The organism is Subdoligranulum sp. APC924/74, from assembly GCF_003324125.1.
GTDB classification, from domain to species: domain Bacteria; phylum Bacillota; class Clostridia; order Oscillospirales; family Ruminococcaceae; genus Gemmiger; species Gemmiger qucibialis.
Genome location: NZ_PSQF01000013.1, coordinates 15,067 through 32,907 on the forward strand (window position 1 = coordinate 15,067; position 17,841 = coordinate 32,907).

Annotated in this window: 33 protein-coding genes; all 33 read right to left on the bottom strand. The window is 55.7% G+C overall.

Annotated features, from left to right (window positions below; translation table 11 throughout):
- Positions 1-123 precede the first annotated feature (123 nt).
- The 33 genes from C4885_RS05565 to rpsJ all read right to left on the bottom strand — a co-directional run bounded on the left by C4885_RS05565 (position 124) and on the right by rpsJ (position 17,452).
- Positions 124-1,293: a ribose-phosphate pyrophosphokinase gene (locus C4885_RS05565; RefSeq protein WP_113999381.1), complete on the bottom strand. Its 1,170-nt coding sequence runs from the start codon at positions 1,291-1,293 to the stop codon at positions 124-126.
- Between the two features lie 478 nt (positions 1,294-1,771).
- Positions 1,772-2,113: a 50S ribosomal protein L17 gene (gene rplQ, locus C4885_RS05570; RefSeq protein WP_113999382.1), complete on the bottom strand. Its 342-nt coding sequence runs from the start codon at positions 2,111-2,113 to the stop codon at positions 1,772-1,774.
- A gap of 21 nt (positions 2,114-2,134) precedes the next feature.
- Positions 2,135-3,094, bottom strand: coding sequence for a DNA-directed RNA polymerase subunit alpha (locus C4885_RS05575; RefSeq protein WP_113999383.1), 960 nt, complete (start codon positions 3,092-3,094; stop codon positions 2,135-2,137).
- 79 nt (positions 3,095-3,173) lie between these two features.
- Positions 3,174-3,776 carry a 30S ribosomal protein S4 gene (gene rpsD, locus C4885_RS05580; RefSeq protein WP_113999384.1) on the bottom strand — a complete coding sequence of 201 codons (603 nt, stop codon included), beginning with the start codon at positions 3,774-3,776 and terminating at the stop codon, positions 3,174-3,176.
- Positions 3,777-3,796: 20 nt separating this feature from the next.
- Positions 3,797-4,204: a 30S ribosomal protein S11 gene (gene rpsK / locus C4885_RS05585; RefSeq protein WP_113999385.1), complete on the bottom strand. Its 408-nt coding sequence runs from the start codon at positions 4,202-4,204 to the stop codon at positions 3,797-3,799.
- A gap of 12 nt (positions 4,205-4,216) precedes the next feature.
- A complete protein-coding gene (gene rpsM, locus C4885_RS05590; RefSeq protein WP_113999386.1) occupies positions 4,217-4,588 on the bottom strand; it encodes a 30S ribosomal protein S13 in 372 nt (123 codons plus the stop codon).
- 113 nt (positions 4,589-4,701) lie between these two features.
- A complete protein-coding gene (gene rpmJ, locus C4885_RS05595; protein ID WP_078783578.1) occupies positions 4,702-4,815 on the bottom strand; it encodes a 50S ribosomal protein L36 in 114 nt (37 codons plus the stop codon).
- A gap of 32 nt (positions 4,816-4,847) precedes the next feature.
- A complete protein-coding gene (gene infA / locus C4885_RS05600; RefSeq protein ID WP_113999387.1) occupies positions 4,848-5,084 on the bottom strand; it encodes a translation initiation factor IF-1 in 237 nt (78 codons plus the stop codon).
- A 25-nt stretch (positions 5,085-5,109) separates the two neighbouring features.
- A complete protein-coding gene (locus C4885_RS05605; RefSeq protein WP_113999388.1) occupies positions 5,110-5,361 on the bottom strand; it encodes a KOW domain-containing RNA-binding protein in 252 nt (83 codons plus the stop codon).
- A complete protein-coding gene (gene map, locus C4885_RS05610) occupies positions 5,349-6,122 on the bottom strand; it encodes a type I methionyl aminopeptidase (protein WP_113999389.1) in 774 nt (257 codons plus the stop codon). Before map ends, C4885_RS05605 begins: the two co-directional genes overlap by 13 nt.
- 7 nt (positions 6,123-6,129) lie before the next feature.
- Positions 6,130-6,762, bottom strand: coding sequence for an adenylate kinase (locus C4885_RS05615; RefSeq protein WP_113999390.1), 633 nt, complete (start codon positions 6,760-6,762; stop codon positions 6,130-6,132).
- Between the two features lie 62 nt (positions 6,763-6,824).
- A complete protein-coding gene (gene secY / locus C4885_RS05620; protein WP_113999391.1) occupies positions 6,825-8,123 on the bottom strand; it encodes a preprotein translocase subunit SecY in 1,299 nt (432 codons plus the stop codon).
- A gap of 1 nt (position 8,124) precedes the next feature.
- Positions 8,125-8,562, bottom strand: a complete 438-nt coding sequence (gene rplO / locus C4885_RS05625) for a 50S ribosomal protein L15 (protein WP_113999392.1) — start codon at positions 8,560-8,562, stop codon at positions 8,125-8,127.
- Between the two features lie 17 nt (positions 8,563-8,579).
- Positions 8,580-8,759 carry a 50S ribosomal protein L30 gene (gene rpmD / locus C4885_RS05630; RefSeq protein ID WP_113999393.1) on the bottom strand — a complete coding sequence of 60 codons (180 nt, stop codon included), beginning with the start codon at positions 8,757-8,759 and terminating at the stop codon, positions 8,580-8,582.
- Positions 8,760-8,772: 13 nt separating this feature from the next.
- Complete coding sequence (rpsE, locus tag C4885_RS05635) at positions 8,773-9,279, bottom strand: 30S ribosomal protein S5 (RefSeq protein WP_113999394.1); 507 nt, start codon at positions 9,277-9,279, stop codon at positions 8,773-8,775.
- Between the two features lie 16 nt (positions 9,280-9,295).
- Positions 9,296-9,655 (bottom strand): 50S ribosomal protein L18, encoded by a 360-nt coding sequence (gene rplR, locus C4885_RS05640; protein WP_113999395.1) that lies wholly within the window; start codon positions 9,653-9,655, stop codon positions 9,296-9,298.
- 18 nt (positions 9,656-9,673) lie between these two features.
- Positions 9,674-10,222, bottom strand: coding sequence for a 50S ribosomal protein L6 (rplF, locus tag C4885_RS05645; protein WP_113999396.1), 549 nt, complete (start codon positions 10,220-10,222; stop codon positions 9,674-9,676).
- 17 nt (positions 10,223-10,239) lie between these two features.
- Positions 10,240-10,638, bottom strand: a complete 399-nt coding sequence (gene rpsH / locus C4885_RS05650) for a 30S ribosomal protein S8 (RefSeq protein WP_113999397.1) — start codon at positions 10,636-10,638, stop codon at positions 10,240-10,242.
- Between the two features lie 85 nt (positions 10,639-10,723).
- Positions 10,724-10,909: a type Z 30S ribosomal protein S14 gene (locus C4885_RS05655; protein ID WP_113999398.1), complete on the bottom strand. Its 186-nt coding sequence runs from the start codon at positions 10,907-10,909 to the stop codon at positions 10,724-10,726.
- 17 nt (positions 10,910-10,926) lie between these two features.
- Entirely contained in the window at positions 10,927-11,466 is a 540-nt protein-coding gene (rplE, locus tag C4885_RS05660; protein ID WP_113999399.1) for a 50S ribosomal protein L5, read from the bottom strand.
- 14 nt (positions 11,467-11,480) lie between these two features.
- Positions 11,481-11,795: a 50S ribosomal protein L24 gene (rplX, locus tag C4885_RS05665; RefSeq protein ID WP_113999400.1), complete on the bottom strand. Its 315-nt coding sequence runs from the start codon at positions 11,793-11,795 to the stop codon at positions 11,481-11,483.
- A gap of 12 nt (positions 11,796-11,807) precedes the next feature.
- The gene (gene rplN / locus C4885_RS05670; RefSeq protein WP_113999401.1) at positions 11,808-12,176 is read right to left on the bottom strand and encodes a 50S ribosomal protein L14; all 369 of its coding nucleotides are present in this window, start codon (positions 12,174-12,176) and stop codon (positions 11,808-11,810) included.
- Between the two features lie 30 nt (positions 12,177-12,206).
- The gene (gene rpsQ, locus C4885_RS05675; protein WP_113999402.1) at positions 12,207-12,461 is read right to left on the bottom strand and encodes a 30S ribosomal protein S17; all 255 of its coding nucleotides are present in this window, start codon (positions 12,459-12,461) and stop codon (positions 12,207-12,209) included.
- 15 nt (positions 12,462-12,476) lie between these two features.
- Entirely contained in the window at positions 12,477-12,674 is a 198-nt protein-coding gene (gene rpmC / locus C4885_RS05680; RefSeq protein ID WP_113999403.1) for a 50S ribosomal protein L29, read from the bottom strand.
- Positions 12,671-13,111 (bottom strand): 50S ribosomal protein L16, encoded by a 441-nt coding sequence (rplP, locus tag C4885_RS05685; RefSeq protein ID WP_113999404.1) that lies wholly within the window; start codon positions 13,109-13,111, stop codon positions 12,671-12,673. Before rplP ends, rpmC begins: the two co-directional genes overlap by 4 nt.
- Entirely contained in the window at positions 13,111-13,809 is a 699-nt protein-coding gene (rpsC, locus tag C4885_RS05690; RefSeq protein WP_113999405.1) for a 30S ribosomal protein S3, read from the bottom strand. The genes rplP and rpsC overlap by 1 nt, the downstream gene beginning before the upstream one ends.
- 12 nt (positions 13,810-13,821) lie before the next feature.
- A complete protein-coding gene (rplV, locus tag C4885_RS05695) occupies positions 13,822-14,157 on the bottom strand; it encodes a 50S ribosomal protein L22 (protein ID WP_113999406.1) in 336 nt (111 codons plus the stop codon).
- 17 nt (positions 14,158-14,174) lie between these two features.
- On the bottom strand, positions 14,175-14,450 hold the full coding sequence (rpsS, locus tag C4885_RS05700) for a 30S ribosomal protein S19 (protein ID WP_113999407.1): 276 nt from the start codon (positions 14,448-14,450) through the stop codon (positions 14,175-14,177).
- 15 nt (positions 14,451-14,465) lie between these two features.
- Complete coding sequence (gene rplB / locus C4885_RS05705) at positions 14,466-15,296, bottom strand: 50S ribosomal protein L2 (protein ID WP_113999408.1); 831 nt, start codon at positions 15,294-15,296, stop codon at positions 14,466-14,468.
- 103 nt (positions 15,297-15,399) lie between these two features.
- The gene (rplW, locus tag C4885_RS05710; RefSeq protein WP_113999409.1) at positions 15,400-15,693 is read right to left on the bottom strand and encodes a 50S ribosomal protein L23; all 294 of its coding nucleotides are present in this window, start codon (positions 15,691-15,693) and stop codon (positions 15,400-15,402) included.
- Complete coding sequence (rplD, locus tag C4885_RS05715; RefSeq protein ID WP_113999410.1) at positions 15,693-16,313, bottom strand: 50S ribosomal protein L4; 621 nt, start codon at positions 16,311-16,313, stop codon at positions 15,693-15,695. The genes rplW and rplD overlap by 1 nt, the downstream gene beginning before the upstream one ends.
- A 14-nt stretch (positions 16,314-16,327) precedes the next feature.
- Positions 16,328-16,960, bottom strand: a complete 633-nt coding sequence (gene rplC, locus C4885_RS05720; RefSeq protein WP_113999411.1) for a 50S ribosomal protein L3 — start codon at positions 16,958-16,960, stop codon at positions 16,328-16,330.
- A 180-nt stretch (positions 16,961-17,140) separates the two neighbouring features.
- Entirely contained in the window at positions 17,141-17,452 is a 312-nt protein-coding gene (gene rpsJ, locus C4885_RS05725) for a 30S ribosomal protein S10 (protein ID WP_113999412.1), read from the bottom strand.
- Positions 17,453-17,841 lie beyond the last annotated feature (389 nt).

The following is a 17,841-nucleotide window of genomic DNA, read 5'->3' on the forward strand; positions in this document are numbered from 1 at the left end:
GCCCCACAAAAATGCCCTTGTACGCAACTATTATATACGCATTCCCCGCCTGTTGCAATCAATCCGGGCAAAAAGTTTGCCTGCGGCCGGTTACAGCCGCAGGCAAACAACTTATTCCGTCAATTATTCCTGGTTGCCGATGGGAATACCGTGGTTATCCAGCAGATGCTTGATCTTGGTCATCGGGTCGATGATGCTGGATACGCTCATATCATGGTTGATGGCAGCGATGAAATAAGCGGTGTACTTAGACAAATCAACATCAAAGTACCAGGGGCGCTCCAACAGCTCTGGCTTGCGGTAGGTCAGGTTGGTGCCCAGCACAGCCTTGATGATACCGTCATTGTAGGCTTTGTCGAACTTATCCAGACCGGCAGTGAACAGCGGGAAGGTGGCGCAGGTAAAGATGTTCTTGGCACCGCGCATCTTCAGCTCATAGCCGATGTCCAGCATGGACTCGCCGGAAGCGATAATATCATCGGCAATGAAGACGTCCTTACCCTTGACATCCTCGCCCAGGTATTCATGGGCAACAATGGGGTTGCGGCCATTCACAACGCGGCTGTAATCACGGCGCTTGTAGAACATACCCAGGTTGCAGCCCAGCACGCTGGAGTAGTACATGTTGCGGTTCATGGCGCCTTCATCCGGGGAAACGACCAGGAAGTGCTCCTTGCTGAAGTTGACATCCGGTACATGGTGCAGCAGGCACTTGAGCACCTGATAGGTGGGCATAACGTTATCGAAGCTCATCAGGGGCACAGCGTTCATTACGCGGGGGTCATGAGCATCAAAGGTAATAATGTTCTTAACGCCCATGGTGCGCAGCTGCTGCAGAGCGTAAGCGCAGTCCAGGCTTTCGCGGCTGACGCGGCGATGCTGGCGGCCGCCGTACAGACTGGGCATGATCACGCTGATACGGTGCGCACGGCCGGAAACAGCCTGGATCAGGCGGATCAGGTTCTGGAAATGGTCATCCGGGGAAAGATGGTTTTCGTAACCAAACAGGTTGTAGGTCACGCTGTAGTTGCCCGGATCGACAAAAATGTAGATATCATCGCCACGAGTGGAAGCCTTGACAAGGCCCTTAGCATCACCGGACTGGAAACGCGGGCAGTCAGAAGGAATGATGAAAGTGTCCACATTCATTCCCACTTCACGCGCCCAACGCACCAGATGGCCGTCTACCAGGTTGCAAAGTTCCTCTGCACCCGGGCAGGCCAGCAGTGCCAGATCAGCGATCGCGGCTTCTTTGCGGAAAAAGTCGCGGGGGCCCATCGATTGTTCTGCCATAACATTAGCTCCTTTATCGATTTTCATTGTGCTTTTGTTTGTGCATACTGCGGCGGTTTTTGCCGCACTTCTAAACATATTCTAACACATACCCACCGCAAAAACAGCCCTTATTTTCTCTTTTTGCTGTGTTTCCGCCATTTTCCGCGCTTTGCACATTCGTCAACTTTCTTTTATCAAAAAATTCTGTATGATTTTACAATTTTTTAACAAAGCGTTGTGTTTTTTGCCCGCAGCAGTCCGATTATGCCTGTCCCTATGCAGGAAATCCTCTTTCTTGTGTCCATTTGGTTCGGTTTTGCCATGAACTTTTGGTGCATGGTGTACCTGTATTGTTGGCATTTTCCGGTTGGGTAAACAGTTCAGCCTGCCCCCTCCCCTGCCAACCATGCACAAATCTACCCATATATAAACGCATAAACAAAAACAGCGCCCGCTTATTCAGCAGGCGCTGTTCTTAATTCATGCTATCTGTCGATCAGACCAATTCGATAATGGCCATTTCGGCAGCGTCACCGCGGCGCATACCAGTCTTGATAATGCGGGTGTAACCACCATTGCGGTCAGCGTACTTGGGTGCATAAACGTCCATAACCTTCTTGGCAACATCTTCTTTGGTGATGTAGCTGAAGATCTGGCGCTTGGTATGCAGGTCGCCGCTCTTGCCGAGGGTGACCATCTTTTCGGCCATAGCGCGAACTTCCTTAGCGCGGGTAACGGTGGTTTCAATCTTGCCGTTCTCAAACAGGTAAGTGACCATCGCACGCAGCATGGCGTTGCGGCTATCGGTAGCGCGGCCGAGCTTTCTAGTACCGGGCATTCCGTTTCACTCCTTTACAAATCAGTTGTCTTCGTCTTTGGTAAGCGTAAAGCCCAGGCTGTCCAGCTTTGCCATGACTTCCTCGAGGCTCTTGCGGCCAAGGTTGCGCACCTTCATCATGTCGTCCTCGCTCTTGTTCACAAGGTCGCCCACGGTGTTAATGCCGGCACGCTTGAGGCAGTTGAAGGAACGGACGCTCAGGTCCAGCTCCTCAATCGTCATCTCAAGGGCCTTTTCCTTGCCCTTTTCGTCGTTTTCGACTATGATTTCGGTCTCAGCGGCTTCATCGCACAGGTTCACAAACAGGTTCAGGTGCTCGGTCAGCACGCGTGCAGAAAGGCTCAAAGCCTCCTGTGCACTGGTGGTGCCGTCGGTCCAAACCTCAATGGTCAGCTTATCATAGTCGGTGATCTGGCCAACACGGGTGTTTTCCACCGTGTAGTTGCACTTGAGCACCGGGGTATAAATGCTGTCCACCGGCAGGGTGCTGATATCGTTTTTCTCAATCAGCGCCTGCTTGTTGCGCTCAGCGGGAACATAGCCGCGGCCTTTATCAAAGGTCAGCTCCATAACCAGCTTAGCGCCATCACCCAAGGTGGCAATGTGCCATTCCGGGTTCAGGATCTCAAGGTCATCGCCCTGCTTGATGGTGCCGGCCGTGACTTCGCACGGGCCAACAGCTTCAACGCGGACGGTCTTGGGGCCGTCGCCATAGATCTTGGCGGCAATGCCCTTGAGGTTCAGCACGATTTCAGTCACGTCCTCGCGCACGCCCTCAATAACAGAGAACTCATGCACGACACCGTCGATCTTGACGCTGGTAACTGCCACACCGGGCAGGCTGGAGAGCAGCACACGACGCAGGCTGTTGCCCAGCGTGGTGCCGAAACCGCGTTCCAGCGGCTCAACAACGAACTTACCATAACGGCCATCCGGCGAAAGGTTGGCCATCTCGATCTTGGGGCGTTCAATCTCCATCATAAAAACCCTCCTTGATCAGCCTGCGGCCAATAGCTGGCGCGCAGGTTCGTAGTAAATAGCGGTAATGAAAAAAGAGAGCTTACTTGGAGTACAACTCGACGATGAGGTGTTCCTGAACGTCGAAGTCGATATCGCTGCGCTCAGGCAACTTGGTGACAACACCCTTCAGGCTGCCGGTTTCGCGGCTCAGCCAGGAAGGCAGAGCAACAACAGCAGCATCAGCGCCGGTCAGCTTGGCAAACTTTTCAATCTTGCGGCTGCCTTCAACAACGTCGATCACGTCGCCGGCCTTCACCTGGTAAGAGGGGATGTTAACGCGCTTGCCATTAACGGTGAAGTGGTTGTGAGAAACGAGCTGACGGGCATCGCGGCGGGTGGAAGCGTAGCCCAGACGGAAGACCACATTGTCCAGACGGCACTCCAGCAACTGGAGCAGGTTTTCACCAGCCTGGCCCTGACGGCGGGAAGCTTCTTCAAAGTAGTTGGAGAACTGCTTTTCCAGAACGCCGTAGATAAACTTCAGCTTCTGCTTCTCCTGCATCTGGGTGGCGTATTCAGACTTCTTCTTGCGGAAGTTGCCGTTGGAATTGCGGGTGGTGTTCTTCTTGGCATAGCCCATGACTGCAGGAGAAATGCCGAGAGCCTTGCAGCGCTTTGCGATCGGCTGAGTATTTTTAGCCATAATTCAGTTTCCTCCTTCAATCAAATACGGCGGCGCTTGGGCGGGCGGCAGCCGTTGTGGGGGATCGGGGTGACATCGCGGATCATGGTGACCTCCAGGCCGGTAGCCTGCAGGGCGCGGATTGCGCTTTCACGTCCGGAGCCAGGGCCCTTAACGTAGACTTCAACAGTCTTCATGCCGTGTTCCATTGCAACCTTTGCAGCGGTTTCAGCGGCAGACTGAGCAGCGTAAGGAGTGCTCTTGCGGGAACCGCGGAAATTCAGAGCGCCCGTGCTGCACCAGGAAACGGTGTTGCCCTGGGTATCGGTAATGGTGACGATGGTGTTGTTAAACGTGCTCTGGATATGAGCGGTACCAGCAGCAATATTCTTGCGCTCTTTCTTTTTGGTGCGGGTATTACGAGCCGCACTAGCTTTCGTAGCAGCCATTTCAGTTCCTCCTTACTTCTTCTTGTTAGCAACAGTGCGCTTCGGACCTTTGCAGGTACGGGCATTGGTCTTGGTGCGCTGGCCGCGGCAAGGCAGGCTCTTGCGATGACGTACACCACGGAAGCACTGGATTTCGGTCAGACGCTTAATGTCCAGCGCGACGTTCCGGCGGAGATCGCCCTCAACGATGATATTGTTTTTGTCAATGTAGTCACGGATCTTAGCTTCATCGTCAGCAGACAGATCCTTGACGCGGGTATCAGGGTTGATTCCGGTGCCGGCGAGAATCTCGTCAGCAGTGCTCTGACCGATACCATAAACATAAGTCAGACCAACCTCGATCCGCTTCTCGCGAGGCAGATCAACACCAGCAATACGTGCCATAAAGCACCTCCATTAGTAACATCCCATGTCCTAGTCGGGGCCTGCGCCGGGAATCTACGCACTTGGCCCCCAAGCGTTTTGGGTACGGTTTCCAGGGTTTTAACCCCGGACCTTTAGCCCTGACGCTGCTTATGCTTCGGATTGGCGCAGATGATCATCACGCGGCCTTTGCGCTTGATGACCTTGCACTTCTCGCAGATGGGTTTCACGGAAGGTTTTACCTTCATGATGTTAACCTCCTTCTATAAACACAAGGCACTTATTTGGAGCGCCAGGTGATTCGGGCTTTGGTCAGGTCGTAGGGGGACATCTCCATGGTGACTTTATCGCCAGGCAGGATGCGGATAAAATTGGTCCGCAGTTTGCCGGAGATGTGTGCCAGCACCGTATGGCCATTGGGCTTGCCCTCTTTGTTGAGCAGCTCGACCTTGAACACAGTGTTGGGCATAGCCTCGCGGACGACGCCTTCTACTTCGATGACATCTTCTTTAGACAAGCTGATTGCCTCCTTGAAGGTTCATTCAGAACGGATGTTCGGCATCATATGCCTTGATCGCGTCACTGATCGGTTGATCGCTTTTCAGAAGCTCGTTGCCAAGAACGGTTGCGGTGGGGGCAACGTGCCGGCTCTTTTTGCGCTTCGGGTTTGCCACCGTGCGGTGGCTGCCATCGGCCAGGGCCAGTATCTCACCCTCCACATCCAGAACGGCATAGGTGCGGGTTTTATCCCGTCCCGCCTTGGAGCGTACCAGTTGGCCTTTCACAAAGTCCATCCGGGTTCCTCCCAGCCGTGGGTCAGGACTTCCGGCCCGTTGGATGTGATCGCCACCGTGTGCTCAAAGTGAGCAGCAAGGCCGCCATCACAGGTCTTGACCGTCCATCCATCTTTCAAGGTCTTTACCGCGCATTTATATTGGCAGATCATCGGTTCAATCGCGATGCACATGCCCGGCATCAGGCGCTGCCCACGGCCCGCGTGCCCATAATTGGGAATTTCGGGGTCTTCGTGCAGCTCCTTGCCAACGCCGTGGCCAACATATTCACGCACAACGGAGAAACCGTTCTCCTCCACGTAGCTTTGCACTGCGTGGCCGATATCCCCCACTCTTGCACCTGCCTGCGCGGCAGCAATGCCAAGGTGCAGACTCTCTTTGGTCACATCCAACAGGCGCTGGGCTTCCAAGTCGAGCTTGCCGCAGGCAAAGGTACAGGCGTTATCACCGTTAAAACCATCAATCTTGCAGCCGGTGTCAATCGAAACGATATCGCCGGGGCGGATCTTCTGGTCGCGGGAGGGGATGCCGTGGATGACGGTGTCATTCACGCTGATACATGCCGTGGCGGGAAAACCGTACAGATGAAGGAAGTTCGGTCTTGCACCATGGCGCACGATAAAGTCGTAAATAATTTTGTCAATCTCTGCCGTGGTTATACCCGGTTCGATTGCTTCGCCGCCTGCTTTCAATGCAGCTGCGCTGATTGCAGCAGCTTTGCGCATTTTTTCGAGTTCGGCAGCATTTTTAATCTGAATCATGGAACGCTTACGCCTCCAACTGCTTCAGGATGTAGGCGTTGGTTGCTTCAATCGAGCCCTGGTCCGGAATATCAACCAGCTTGCCGCGCTTACGGTAAAAATCTACCAGCGGCTCGGTTTGCTGATGATACGTTACCAGACGGTCACGCACGGTTTCAGGGCGGTCATCCTTGCGGATCACCAGCTCGCCGCCGCAGCGGTCGCACACGCCTTCCACCTTGCTGGGTTTATTCTTGATGTGGTAGCTGGCACCGCACTTGGCGCACACACGGCGGCCTGCCATGCGTGCTTCGATCGTGGAATCCTCAACCAGCAGGTTGACGACCTTATCGATCTCGATACCAAGCTGCTCAAGCGCTTCGGCCTGAGCGATGGTGCGCGGCACACCATCCAGAATAAAACCGTTCGCACAGTCGGAAGCGGTCAGGCGCTCCTTGATGATGCCAAGGATGACTTCATCAGGAACGAGCGCACCCGCGTCCATAAAACTCTTTGCTTTCAGCCCCATCGGGGTACCGTCCTTAACGGCGGCACGCAGGATGTTGCCGGTGGAAATGGTGGGGATGTTCAGCTTATCGGACAGGATCTCGGCATTGGTGCCTTTGCCGGCGCCAGGGGCGCCCAACAGGATCAGTTTCATAGATGTTCCCCTTTCCATTCAAGCTCCACCAGTGACCAGTCGCCTCTGGCAGAGCTGGTCAATTACTCCAAAAAGCCTTTGTGATGGCGCGCCGTCATATAGCCTTCCAGAGAACGGGCCGTATCCAGTGCCACGCCGACGATAATGAGCAGGCTGGTACCACCCAGCTGGATGGAAACGCCGGTCAGATCGCCGATGATCATCGGCACAGCCGCAACGATTGCCAGGAACACAGCGCCGATCAAAGTGATCTTGCTCAGGGTCTTGGTGATGAAATCGCTGGTCGGCTTGCCCGGACGAATGCCGGGGATGGTGCCGTTGTTCTTGCGCAGCTGGTTGCTGATGTCTACCGGATTGTACTGGATTGCAACATAGAAGTAGTTGAAAGCCACAATCAGCAGAACATAAACAACGAGATATAGAACACTGTTGTAGTTAAAAACGCGGAAGAATGCTGTCCAGTACGGATGCTTGGTAGCGTCCAGATTCAGGAAGCTGCCAATCATATTGGGCAGACCGCACAGGGTAGAAGCGAAGATGATGGGCATAACGCCGCTCATGTTCACTTTGATGGGAATATAGCTGGCCTGACCGCCGTACATTTTGCGGCCAACCACGCGCTTTGCGTACTGCACCGGAATGCGGCGCTCAGCGTTGGTCAGGATCACTACAAAGACCACAGCAACAAGGGCCAGAATGACCATGGCGGGGATCATAATGTAGTAACCGGAAGCACCAGCCTGTGCACGGGTGAGCATATCCTGGAAGGAAGAGCCCACGCGGGACCAGTCAGCCACGATACCGGCAAAGATCATCAGGGACAGGCCGTTGCCAATACCCTTTGCGTCGATCTGATTGCCCATCCATGTGACAAACTGAGCACCGGCGGTGAAGCAGGCCACGATAACGATACCGGAGAAGATACCGGCAAAGCCATCGGTGTACTTCAGCGCGCCCATGCGGCGGATGATAAAGTAGTAAGCGATGCTCAACAGCAGCGCGATTGCCGCACCGGTGTAGTTGCTGATCTTGGTGAGCTTTTGACGGCCCTCCTCACCCTCTTTGGAGAGATTCTCCAGATAAGGGATCGCAACACAGAGCAGCTGAATAATAATCGTTGCGTTGATATAGGGCTGAACACCCAGCGCAAAGATCGTGCAGCGGCTCATGGCACCGCCGGACATCATGTTGAGGTAAGTCAGCATGCTGCCGGTGGTGAACATGGATTCCAGTGCACTGCTGGTAATATAAGGTACCGGAATTGCGCAGCCAAGACGGAAAAGAATCAGGATCAAAAGCGTGTACAGAAGGCGCTTACGCAGATCTTCGGTCTTCCAGGCGTTGCGAAACGTTTCGAACACCTTAGATCACCTCAGCCTTCCCGCCTGCTTTCTCAATCTTTTCCTTGGCCGAAGCAGTGTAAGCTGCAACCTTGACATTAACTGCCTTGGTCAGCTCACCATTGCCCAGGACCTTGACGCCATCCAGCGTCTTGGAGATGATGCCGGCATCCAGAAGAGCCTGTGCATCGACGGTTGCACCAGCCTCGAACTTTTCGAGGTCAGACACCTTAATGGTGACATACTTGGTGGCGAAAATGTTATTGAAACCGCGCTTGGGCAGGCGACGCTGCAGGGGCATCTGGCCGCCTTCAAAGCCTGCCTTCTTGACGCCGCTGCGAGCCTTCTGGCCCTTGTGGCCGTAACCGGCGGTCTTGCCGTTGCCGGAGCCAGCGCCGCGGCCCTTACGGGTCACAGCCTTGCGGGCACCTGCGGGCGCGTTCAGTTCATGAAGCTTCATGCTTGCACCTCCTTGCGTTATGCCTTGGTCACAACAACCAGGTGGGCGATCTTAGCGATCTTACCCTGGGTAGCTGCGTTGTCAGGCTGCTCGGTAACCTCACCGGGGCGGTTCAGGCCCAGGGAGTGCGCAACGGCGATCTGCTCTTTGCCGCGGCCGATCAGGCTCTTGGCCAGACGAATCGTAACTTTTTCCATTGTAGCGCCCTCCTTAGCCCAGGATTTCCGCAACAGTCTTGCCGCGCTTGGCTGCGACGCTCTCGGCGTCGGTCAGGCCGCACAGACCAGCAAAAGTGGCAGCGGTAACGTTGATGGGGTTATTGGAACGCAGGCTCTTGGTACGAATGTCCTTGATGCCAGCGCATTCCAGAACAGCACGGACCGGGCCGCCGGCGATAACGCCGGTACCGGGGGCAGCGGGACGCATCAGAACGCGGCCTGCACCATACACGCCAACAATCTCGTGGGGGATGGTGGTGCCCTTCATGGCAACCTTGTGCATGTTCTTCTTGGCGGCGCCTTCACCCTTGCGGATGGCCTCGGGAACTTCGCCGGACTTGCCAACGCCGTAACCGATGTTGCCCTTGCCGTCGCCAACAACGATCAGGGCAGCGAACTTCATAACGCGGCCGCCCTTAACGGTCTTGGAAACGCGGTTGATGGAGACGACCTTGGTGATCATGCCGTCATCTTGTTCTCTGTTTCTCTGCATGGCCATTGTATCTTCTCCCTCCTTACAGTTTCAGGCCGGCTTCACGGGCACCTTCAGCAAGTGCCTTAACACGGCCGTGGTATACGAAACCGCCGCGGTCATAGACCACTTCGGTAATGCCTTTTTCAAGGCACTTCTTGGCGATGCGCTCGCCAACCTTCTTGGCAGCGTCGCAGTTGCCGCCGTAGTCCTCAAAGTCCTTTTCCAGGGTGGAGGCGGAAGCCAGCGTAACACCAGCTTCATCGTCGATCACCTGGCAGTAGATGTGCTTGGCAGAGCGGAAAACATCCAGACGAGGACGCTCGGCAGTGCCGCTGATCTTGCCGCGGACGCGGCGGTGACGGCGAAGACGAGCTTCGTTCTTATCAGCCTTATTGACCATAATGTTTCTCCCCTCCTATTATTTGCCCTTGCCGGCTTTGCCTTCCTTACGGATGACAAACTCGCCGACATAGCGGATGCCCTTGCCTTTGTACGGCTCAGGCGGGCGCTTGCTGCGGACTTCGGCCGCAAACTGGCCGACTTCCTGCTTGTCGCTGCCCAGGATGCTGAAATGCAGAGCATCCTTGACTTCGATCTTGATGGTCTCGGTTTCTGCAACCTCAACCGGGTGAGAGAAGCCCAGGGTCAGGACCAGCTTGCTGCCCTGCTTTGCGCAGCGGTAGCCAACGCCCTGGATCTCCAGGTCCTTGCGGAAGCCTTCGGTAACACCGACAACCATGTTGTGGATGTTGGTGCGGGTCAGGCCATGGAGGCTACGTGCCTCCTTCTCGTCATTGGGGCGGGTAACCAAAATCTCATTGCCCTCGACCTTAACGGTCATCAGGGGATGGAATTTGGAATGCAGGGTACCCTTGGGGCCCTTCACGGTGATGGCGTGATCGGCCTCGTCGACCTTCACTTCCACGCCCGCGGGAATGACGATGGGTTTTCTTCCAATTCTCGACATTGTCTTATGCCCCTTTCTTACCACACAAAGGCGAGCACTTCACCGCCGACATGAGCTGCGCGAGCAGCCTTGTCAGTCATGACGCCCTTGGAAGTGGAGATGATTGCGGTGCCCAGGCCCTTCATGACCTTGGGCATATCTTCGCAGTTGGTGTAAATGCGCAGACCCGGCTTGGAAACGCGCTTCAGGCCGTCGATGACCGGAGCACCATTTTCCTGATACTTGAGGGTCAGGGTGATAACACCCTGCTTGCCGTCGTCGGTGACTTTCATACCCTTGATGTAGCCCTCATCAACCAGGATCTGGCAGATTGCCTTCTTCAGGTTGGAAGCAGGAACGTCCACGGAAGGGTGTTTGGCAGTGCTGGCGTTGCGGATGCGAGTGAGCAGGTCCGCGATAGGATCGGTGATTTGCATGCCACTAACCTCCTTAGGTTGTGATAAATTTGTTGTTGATGTTTCGTTATGGGAGCAAACGCTCCCTTACAGTGAAGAAAGCAGATTACCAGGACGCCTTCTTGACGCCGGGGATCTCGCCCTTATAGGCCAACTCGCGGAAGCAGATACGGCAGACGCCATACTTACGCAGGTAAGCATGCGGACGGCCGCAAATCTTGCAACGGTTGTATTCACGGGTGGAGAACTTGGCAGGACGCTGCTGCTTGATCTTCATAGAAGTTTTTGCCATTCGTTGTTCCTCCCTGATCAGTTGGCGAACGGAGCGCCCAGAGCCTTCAGCAGCTCCTTGGCTTCCTCGTCCGTCTTAGCGGTGGTGACGAAGCAGATATCCATGCCGCGGACTGCATCGACCTTATCAAAGTCGATTTCCGGGAAGATGATCTGCTCCTTCAGACCGAAGGCGTAGTTGCCGCGGCCGTCGAAGCTGTTGCCGTTAATGCCGCGGAAGTCGCGGACACGGGGCAGAGCAACGTTGAACAGGCGGTCAACGAACTCGTACATACGCTCACCACGCAGGGTGACCTTTGCGCCGATGGGCATGCCCTGGCGCAGTTTGAAGTTTGCAACGCTCTTCTTGGCCTTGCAGACAACGGCCTTCTGGCCGGTGATCTGGCCCAGGTCAGCGACGATAGCATCGATAACCTTGACGTTCTCTTTTGCCTCGCCGGCAGCCACGTTGATGATGACCTTATCCAGCTTGGGAATCTGCATCACGCTCTTGTAGCCGAACTTTTTGTTCAGGGCCGGAGCGATCTCATTGACATACTGTTCTTTCAAACGTGCCATAATTAACTCCTCCCTTACAGTTCAGCACCGCACTTGCGGCAGATACGGACGTTCTTGCCATCCTTAACGGAATGGCCCACACGGGTGGCCTTGCCGCATTTGGGGCAAACGGGCATGACCTTGCAGGCGTAGATAGCGCCTTCGGCCTTAACGATGCCGCCCTGCTCGCCCTGACGGCGCGGCTTGACGTGCTTGGTAACCATGTTCAGGCCTTCGACAATGACCTTACCCTCTTTGGGGCTGGTCTGCAGAACCTTACCGGTCTTGCCCTTGTCCTTGCCAGAGATGATCATCACGTTGTCGCCGGTTTTAACATGAAGATTATTCATTCTAAAACCTCCTTACAGCGATTCGGGAGCCAGGGACAGGATCTTGGTGTAGCCGGCGTCGCGGAGTTCGCGAGCGACGGGTCCAAAGATACGGGTGCCCTTGGGGCTCTTGTCGGCCATAACGATAACGGCGGCGTTCTCATCGAAACGGATGTAGGAACCGTCGTCACGGCGCAGGCCCTGCTTGCTACGGACGATAACGGCCTTGACCACATCGCCCTTCTTAACGGTGCCGCCGGGAGCAGCCTTCTTCACGCTGCAGACCACGACGTCGCCGATGTTTGCGTATCTCTTGCGGGTACCGCCCAGTACACGGAAGCACATTAACTCCTTGGCACCGGTGTTGTCGGCCACTTTGAGATAAGTTTGCATCTGAACCATCTTTCAGGTCCTCCTTTCAAAGTACCAGGCTTATTTCGCTTTCTCCAGGATCTTGACGAGACGCCAGTTGACCTGCTTGGAAATCTTGCGGGTCTCCATGATCTCAACGCGGTCGCCGATGCCGGCTTCGTTGTTTTCGTCATGAACCTTGAACTTCTTGGTACGCTTCAAGATCTTCTTGTAGAGGGGGTGCTGAACGCTGTCCTTAACAGCAACAACGATGGTCTTATCCATCTTGTCGGAAACGACAACGCCCACACGGGTCTTTCTCAGATTACGTTCCATGTTTTACCCTCCCTCTTACGCGTTTTTAACGTTCTTCTCTGCCATGATGGTCATCACGCGGGCGATGTCCTTCTTCACAGCATCGATGCGAACGGGGTTATCCAGCTGGTTGATGGCGTGCTGAAAGCGCAGGTTGAAGAGCTCGGCCTTCAGGTCCTTGAGCTGCTTGTTCAGTTCGACATCGGTCATTTCACGCAGTTCCTTGGCTTTCATTCAGCGTCACCCTCCTTTACGGTGTCAAGCTCTTCGCGCTTGACAAATTTGCAGCGGATCGGCAGCTTGTTGCTGGCCAGGCGCAGAGACTCACGAGCGGTAGCCTCATCAACGTCGGCGAGCTCAAACAGCACGCGGCCCGGCTTAACCACAGCAACCCAGTACTCCGGGCTGCCTTTACCAGAACCCATTCGGGTGCCGGCCGGCTTTTCAGTAACGGGCTTATCGGGGAAGATCTTGATCCAGACCTTGCCGCCACGCTTGATATAACGAGTCATAGCAACACGAGCAGCTTCGATCTGGTTGGAAGTGATCCATGCCGGCTCCAGAGCAACCAGACCGTACTGGCCCTGGTTGACAGTGTTGCCACGCATGGCCTTACCGGTCATGCGGCCACGCTGAACGCGGCGGTATTTAACACGCTTCGGCAGTAACATTACTGTTTGCCTCCTTCCTTCTTAGCAGGGGCTTTGGCGCCCTTCAGGATCTCGCCTTTGTAGATCCAAACCTTGACGCCGACCTTGCCGTAGGTGGTGTTGGCCTCGGCGAAGCCATAGTCGATATCAGCGCGCAGGGTCTGCAGGGGGATGGTGCCCTCATGGTAGCTCTCAACGCGGGCGATATCAGCGCCAGCCAGACGGCCGGAGCAGGTAACCTTGATACCCTTGGCAGGCACGCCGCCGCGGGGCTGCATTGCATTGCGGATAACCTGCTTCATAGCGCGGCGGAACGCAATGCGGCGCTCCAGCTGGGAAGCAACATCCTCAGCAACCAGCTGAGCGTTGGTGGTGGTGCCCTTAACCTCAACAATGTTCAGGTTAACGTTCTTGCCGGTCAGCTTAGCCAGCTGCTTTTCGATCTTTGCGCTCTCAGCGCCGCCCTTGCCGATAACGATGCCCGGCTTGGCGCAGAAGACGTTGACCTTAACGCGGGGGGTGCCGGTCTGGCTGTCCACGGTGCGCTCGATCTCGATCTTGGGAACGCCAGCAGCGTACAGCTGCTTCTTCAGGGTCTTGCGGATCTTGTGATCCTCAACGAGGGTGTCGCCGAATTCCTGCTTAGAGGTAAACCAGCGGCTGTCCCAATCTTTAATAACGCCCACGCGCATGCCATGGGGATTAACTTTCTGGCCCATTTGTTTACCTCCTTAGTTTTTCTCTTTCAGCACAACAGTCATGTGGCTGGTGCGCTTCAGGATGCGGTATGCACGGCCCTGTGCGCGCGGCATAATGCGCTTCAGGGTCGGGCCGGGGCAGACATAGCATTCCGCAACATACAGGTTGTTGCGGTCCATATCAAAATTGTTTTCCGCGTTAGCGGCAGCAGAGTTCACCAGTTTGAGAAGGGGCTCACAAGCGGCCTTCGGGGTGTACTGCAGAATCGCCTGAGCTTCAGCCAGCGGCTTATTACGGATGAGATCCATCACGATAGAAACCTTGCGGGGGCTGATGCGGGCGTAACGGAGCGTTGCCCGTGCTTCCATGTTGTGTTCCTCCTCTCTTATTTGGCGACGGTCTTACCGCCGCCGTGGCCAGTGAACTTGCGGGTGGGAGCAAACTCACCCAGTTTGTGGCCAACCATATCCTCAGTAACGTATACGGGCACATGCTTGCGGCCGTCATGGACAGCAAAGGTGTGGCCGACGAATTCGGGGAAGATGGTGGAGGAGCGGCTCCAGGTCTTGACGACGCTCTTCTTACCGGCCTCGTTCATCGCTTCAACTTTCTTCATCAGAGAATCCGCGACGTAAGGGCCCTTTTTGGTGCTACGAGACATATCTTATTTCCTCCCTTAACCGTTGGCGCGCTTCACAATGAACTTGTTGGAGCGAGCATGATGTTTGCGAGTCTTGAGACCCATTGCCGGCTTGCCCCACGGGGTGCGCGGGCTGTCGTGACCAACCGGGGCGCGGCCTTCGCCACCGCCGTGCGGGTGATCGCAGGGGTTCATGACGGAACCACGGCTGCCGGGGCGAACGCCCATGTGGCGCTTGCGGCCAGCCTTGCCCAGGTTGACGTTCTCGTGGTCGAGGTTGGAAACAACGCCGATGGTGGCGATGCAGTTAACGGGGATGTTGCGCATCTCGCCGGAAGGCAGGCGAACCAGTGCATAACCGTTCTCCTTAGCCATCAGCTGAGCCATAACACCAGCGGAGCGGACCAGCTGGCCGCCCTTGCCCGGGTAGAGCTCGATGTTGTGGATCATGGTACCGACAGGGATGTTCTCAAACGGCAGAGCGTTGCCCGGCTTGATATCGGCGGTGGGGCCAGCCATAACCTTATCGCCAACCTTCAGGCCGTCCGGAGCCAGAATGTAGCTCTTGGCGCCGTCTTCGTACTCAACGAGAGCGATGAAAGCGGAGCGGTTCGGGTCATACTCAAGGGTCTTGACCGTTGCGGGAACGCCGAACTTGTTGCGCTTGAAATCGATCACGCGGTACTTGGTGCGGTTGCCGCCGCCGTGATGGCGAACGGTGATCTTGCCGGTGTTGTTGCGGCCGGCATGCTTCTTGTTGGGCTCCAGCAGGCTGCGCTCGGGTGCAACCTTGCTCAGCACGCTGTAGTCAGTAACAGTCATGCCGCGGCGGCCCGGGGTAGTCGGCTTGTACTTTTTGATAGCCATTGTGGTACTCCTTTTTGATCTTATGACTTATTATCGGGGTCATATCCCCATATGTGGCCCCTCGGCGGGGCCATGCGCCCGGCGTTTACCGGGCGGCAACCAATTAGACCATGCTGTTGAAGAACTCGATCTCCTTGGAGTCGGGCTTCAGGGTAACGATGGCCTTCTTGGAAGCGGCAGTGTAACCAGCATGCATGCCCTGGCGGCGGTAACGGCCGCGGACGCTGATGGTGTTGACCTTAGCAACCTTCACGCCAAACAGCTCTTCGACTGCCTGAGCAATCTCAACCTTGGTGGCGTTGGTAGCAACCTTGAAGGTGTACTTCTTATCGGCAATGCCTGCCATGGAGTTCTCGGTGATGACGGGGGCGAGAACGATATCCTGTGCGAACTTCATCACGCATATACCTCCTCAAGTTTCTTGGCGGCGTCCAGGCTGACGATCAGCTTGTCGGCGTTCACAACGTCGTAGGTGTTCACACCGTCAACAGCAGTCTTGACACCGGGGATGTTGGCAGCGGAAGCAACGAACTTGACATCAGCGGTATCGTTGAGGATCAGGTTCTTCTTGCCGGCGCCGACAGCAGCCAGGAAAGCAACAACGGTCTTGGTCTTGAACTCGTCAGCAGCGATCTTGTCAACGACGATCAGGTTGCCGTTGGCAGCCTTGTCAGACAGGGCGCTGAGCAGAGCCAGGCGCTTGACCTTCTTGTTGATGGTGTAAGAGTAATCACGCGGCTTGGGGCCGAGAGCAACACCACCGTGGGTCCACTGCGGAGCGCGGATAGAACCCTGACGTGCGTGGCCGGTGCCCTTCTGGCGCCAAGGCTTTTTGCCGCCGCCGCGGACTTCCTTGCGGATCTTGGTGTTCTGGGTGCCCTGGCGCTGGTTGGCCAGGAAGTTGACGACTGCCTCGTGGACAGCCTTCTCGTTCGGGGTGATCCCGAACACGGCGTCGGAAAGCTCAACGGTGGAAACTTTCTTGCCGCTCATATCAACGACATCAAATTTAGCCATTGTGTTTTCCTCCTTTACGCTTTGACGCTGTCACTGACGCAAACCACAGAACCCTTCGGGCCGGGGATGGCGCCCTTGATGGCGATCAGGTTGTTTTCGGCATCGACTTTAACGATGCTCAGGTTCTGAACGGTCACGCGCACAGCGCCCATGTGGCCGGGCAGACGCTTGCCCTTGAACACGCGGGACGGGGTGGAGGTGGAGCCGTTAGAGCCGGCATGGCGGGCAACGGGGCCGGTGCCGTGGCTCTCGCGCAGGCGGTGCTGGCCAAAGCGCTTGATAACGCCCTGATAGCCCTTACCTTTGCTGGTGCCGATGACGTCGACCTTATCGCCAGCAGTGAAAACGTCAGCCTTGAGGATATCGCCGACGTTCATGCCGGAAATATCGTCCAGACGGAACTCACGAAGGGTGCGCTTCGGAGCGACGTCTGCTTTGTCGAAGTGGCCTTTGGCTGCCTTGTTGACCTTCTTGGCGCTCACTTCGCCAAAGCCAAGCTGGACTGCCTCATAGCCGTCGGACTCGACGGTTTTCTTCTGCACGACGGTGCAGGGGCCGGCTTCGATGACGGTTACGGGAACGACCTTGCCGTTTTCATCAAACAGCTGGGTCATGCCCAGTTTCTTGCCAATGATACCTTTTTGCATTTGTGTAAATCCTCCTGTAAAGGTTATTGGTTGGCGGCGGGTTGTCCGCCAACATGACCTCTCCGCTTAATGAACGTTTTATGCGGATCGTGTCTGAATTCATTCAGCATGGGAACGCGGGTCCGGCGGTTAATGGATCACGGCCATTCGGGCCGGGGTTCCGGTTCCCGCCTGATTGCATCAGAGCTTGATCTCGATGTCAACGCCAGCGGGGAGCTGCAGGCTCATCAGAGCCTCGACCGTCTTGTTGGACGGCTTCAGAATGTCGATCAGACGCTTATGGGTGCGGGTCTCAAACTGCTCACGGCTGTCCTTGTACTTATGAACAGCGCGCAGGATGGTGACGATTTCCTTGTCGGTCGGCAGGGGGATCGGGCCGGACACGCGAGCGCCAGTGCGCTTTGCGGTCTCCACGATCTTTGCTGCAGCGGCATCGATCAGGGATGCATCATAGCTCTTCAAACGGATTCTGATTTTTTCTTTGACTGCCATTAGATTCGCCTCCTAAAAATTTGTGTTGCCTTAGGCGGCCGATAAATTACACACGCTTCCGGGTGTTCAATAGTTTCGCATCAGAAAATCCGGTGAACCGCGCACCGCAGTTCCCCCGGAGAAATACATCGCAAAAACTATGGAAATTGGTCCGTGCCGCAGAATGCAGCGCCGTACATATCCCTTCGCATTCGTAATTCTTTCGCCCGGTTCTAAGATCGGACATACTCCGCGGAAAAACCCGTCCGCCCCTATGGGAGCAGCGGCAACCTCCCGCATCAACGCATATCGTGGCTGGTGCCGAACGCCCGTTCTACACCAGCCGTTCGCAGCCAAGAAGTATGATACCACAATATACCGTAAATTGCAAGTGTTTTTTCAGCAAATCG

Excerpts from the sequence above, each read along its gene's own strand:
- rplC (WP_113999411.1), bottom strand. The coding sequence starts at position 16,960 with ATGCAAAAAGGTATCATTGGCAAGAAACTGGGCATGACCCAGCTGTTT.
- C4885_RS05615 (WP_113999390.1), bottom strand. The coding sequence starts at position 6,762 with ATGAAACTGATCCTGTTGGGCGCCCCTGGCGCCGGCAAAGGCACCAAT.
- C4885_RS05565 (WP_113999381.1), bottom strand. The coding sequence starts at position 1,293 with ATGGCAGAACAATCGATGGGCCCCCGCGACTTTTTCCGCAAAGAAGCC.
- rpsJ (WP_113999412.1), bottom strand. The coding sequence starts at position 17,452 with ATGGCAGTCAAAGAAAAAATCAGAATCCGTTTGAAGAGCTATGATGCA.
- rplR (WP_113999395.1), bottom strand. The coding sequence starts at position 9,655 with ATGGTCAATAAGGCTGATAAGAACGAAGCTCGTCTTCGCCGTCACCGC.
- rplO (WP_113999392.1), bottom strand. The coding sequence starts at position 8,562 with ATGAAGCTTCATGAACTGAACGCGCCCGCAGGTGCCCGCAAGGCTGTG.
- map (WP_113999389.1), bottom strand. The coding sequence starts at position 6,122 with ATGATTCAGATTAAAAATGCTGCCGAACTCGAAAAAATGCGCAAAGCT.
- rplD (WP_113999410.1), bottom strand. The coding sequence starts at position 16,313 with ATGGCTAAATTTGATGTCGTTGATATGAGCGGCAAGAAAGTTTCCACC.
- rplB (WP_113999408.1), bottom strand. The coding sequence starts at position 15,296 with ATGGCTATCAAAAAGTACAAGCCGACTACCCCGGGCCGCCGCGGCATG.
- C4885_RS05655 (WP_113999398.1), bottom strand. The coding sequence starts at position 10,909 with ATGGCAAAAACTTCTATGAAGATCAAGCAGCAGCGTCCTGCCAAGTTC.
- rpmJ (WP_078783578.1), bottom strand. The coding sequence starts at position 4,815 with ATGAAGGTAAAACCTTCCGTGAAACCCATCTGCGAGAAGTGCAAGGTC.
- rplX (WP_113999400.1), bottom strand. The coding sequence starts at position 11,795 with ATGAATAATCTTCATGTTAAAACCGGCGACAACGTGATGATCATCTCT.
- rplF (WP_113999396.1), bottom strand. The coding sequence starts at position 10,222 with ATGTCGAGAATTGGAAGAAAACCCATCGTCATTCCCGCGGGCGTGGAA.
- rplP (WP_113999404.1), bottom strand. The coding sequence starts at position 13,111 with ATGTTACTGCCGAAGCGTGTTAAATACCGCCGCGTTCAGCGTGGCCGC.
- rpmC (WP_113999403.1), bottom strand. The coding sequence starts at position 12,674 with ATGAAAGCCAAGGAACTGCGTGAAATGACCGATGTCGAACTGAACAAG.
- rplN (WP_113999401.1), bottom strand. The coding sequence starts at position 12,176 with ATGGTTCAGATGCAAACTTATCTCAAAGTGGCCGACAACACCGGTGCC.
- rpsD (WP_113999384.1), bottom strand. The coding sequence starts at position 3,776 with ATGGCTAAAAATACTCAGCCGATCGCAAAGCGCTGCAAGGCTCTCGGC.
- rpsH (WP_113999397.1), bottom strand. The coding sequence starts at position 10,638 with ATGCAAATCACCGATCCTATCGCGGACCTGCTCACTCGCATCCGCAAC.
- rplW (WP_113999409.1), bottom strand. The coding sequence starts at position 15,693 with ATGAAGTTCGCACAGGATATCGTTCTCGCCCCCGTCATCACCGAGAAC.
- C4885_RS05605 (WP_113999388.1), bottom strand. The coding sequence starts at position 5,361 with ATGGACTTTGTGAAAGGCCAACTGGTACGCTCCAAGGCGGGACGGGAT.
- rpmD (WP_113999393.1), bottom strand. The coding sequence starts at position 8,759 with ATGGAAAAAGTTACGATTCGTCTGGCCAAGAGCCTGATCGGCCGCGGC.
- rpsQ (WP_113999402.1), bottom strand. The coding sequence starts at position 12,461 with ATGGAACGTAATCTGAGAAAGACCCGTGTGGGCGTTGTCGTTTCCGAC.
- rpsC (WP_113999405.1), bottom strand. The coding sequence starts at position 13,809 with ATGGGCCAGAAAGTTAATCCCCATGGCATGCGCGTGGGCGTTATTAAA.
- rpsE (WP_113999394.1), bottom strand. The coding sequence starts at position 9,279 with ATGGCCATGCAGAGAAACAGAGAACAAGATGACGGCATGATCACCAAG.
- rplQ (WP_113999382.1), bottom strand. The coding sequence starts at position 2,113 with ATGCCCGGTACTAGAAAGCTCGGCCGCGCTACCGATAGCCGCAACGCC.
- rpsM (WP_113999386.1), bottom strand. The coding sequence starts at position 4,588 with ATGGCACGTATTGCTGGTGTTGATCTGCCTCGCGAGAAGCGGATCGAG.
- rpsK (WP_113999385.1), bottom strand. The coding sequence starts at position 4,204 with ATGGCTGCTACGAAAGCTAGTGCGGCTCGTAATACCCGCACCAAAAAG.
- rpsS (WP_113999407.1), bottom strand. The coding sequence starts at position 14,450 with ATGTCTCGTAGCACCAAAAAGGGCCCTTACGTCGCGGATTCTCTGATG.
- C4885_RS05575 (WP_113999383.1), bottom strand. The coding sequence starts at position 3,094 with ATGATGGAGATTGAACGCCCCAAGATCGAGATGGCCAACCTTTCGCCG.
- rplE (WP_113999399.1), bottom strand. The coding sequence starts at position 11,466 with ATGGCACGTTTGAAAGAACAGTATGTCAATGAGATCGCTCCGGCCCTG.
- rplV (WP_113999406.1), bottom strand. The coding sequence starts at position 14,157 with ATGGAAGCACGGGCAACGCTCCGTTACGCCCGCATCAGCCCCCGCAAG.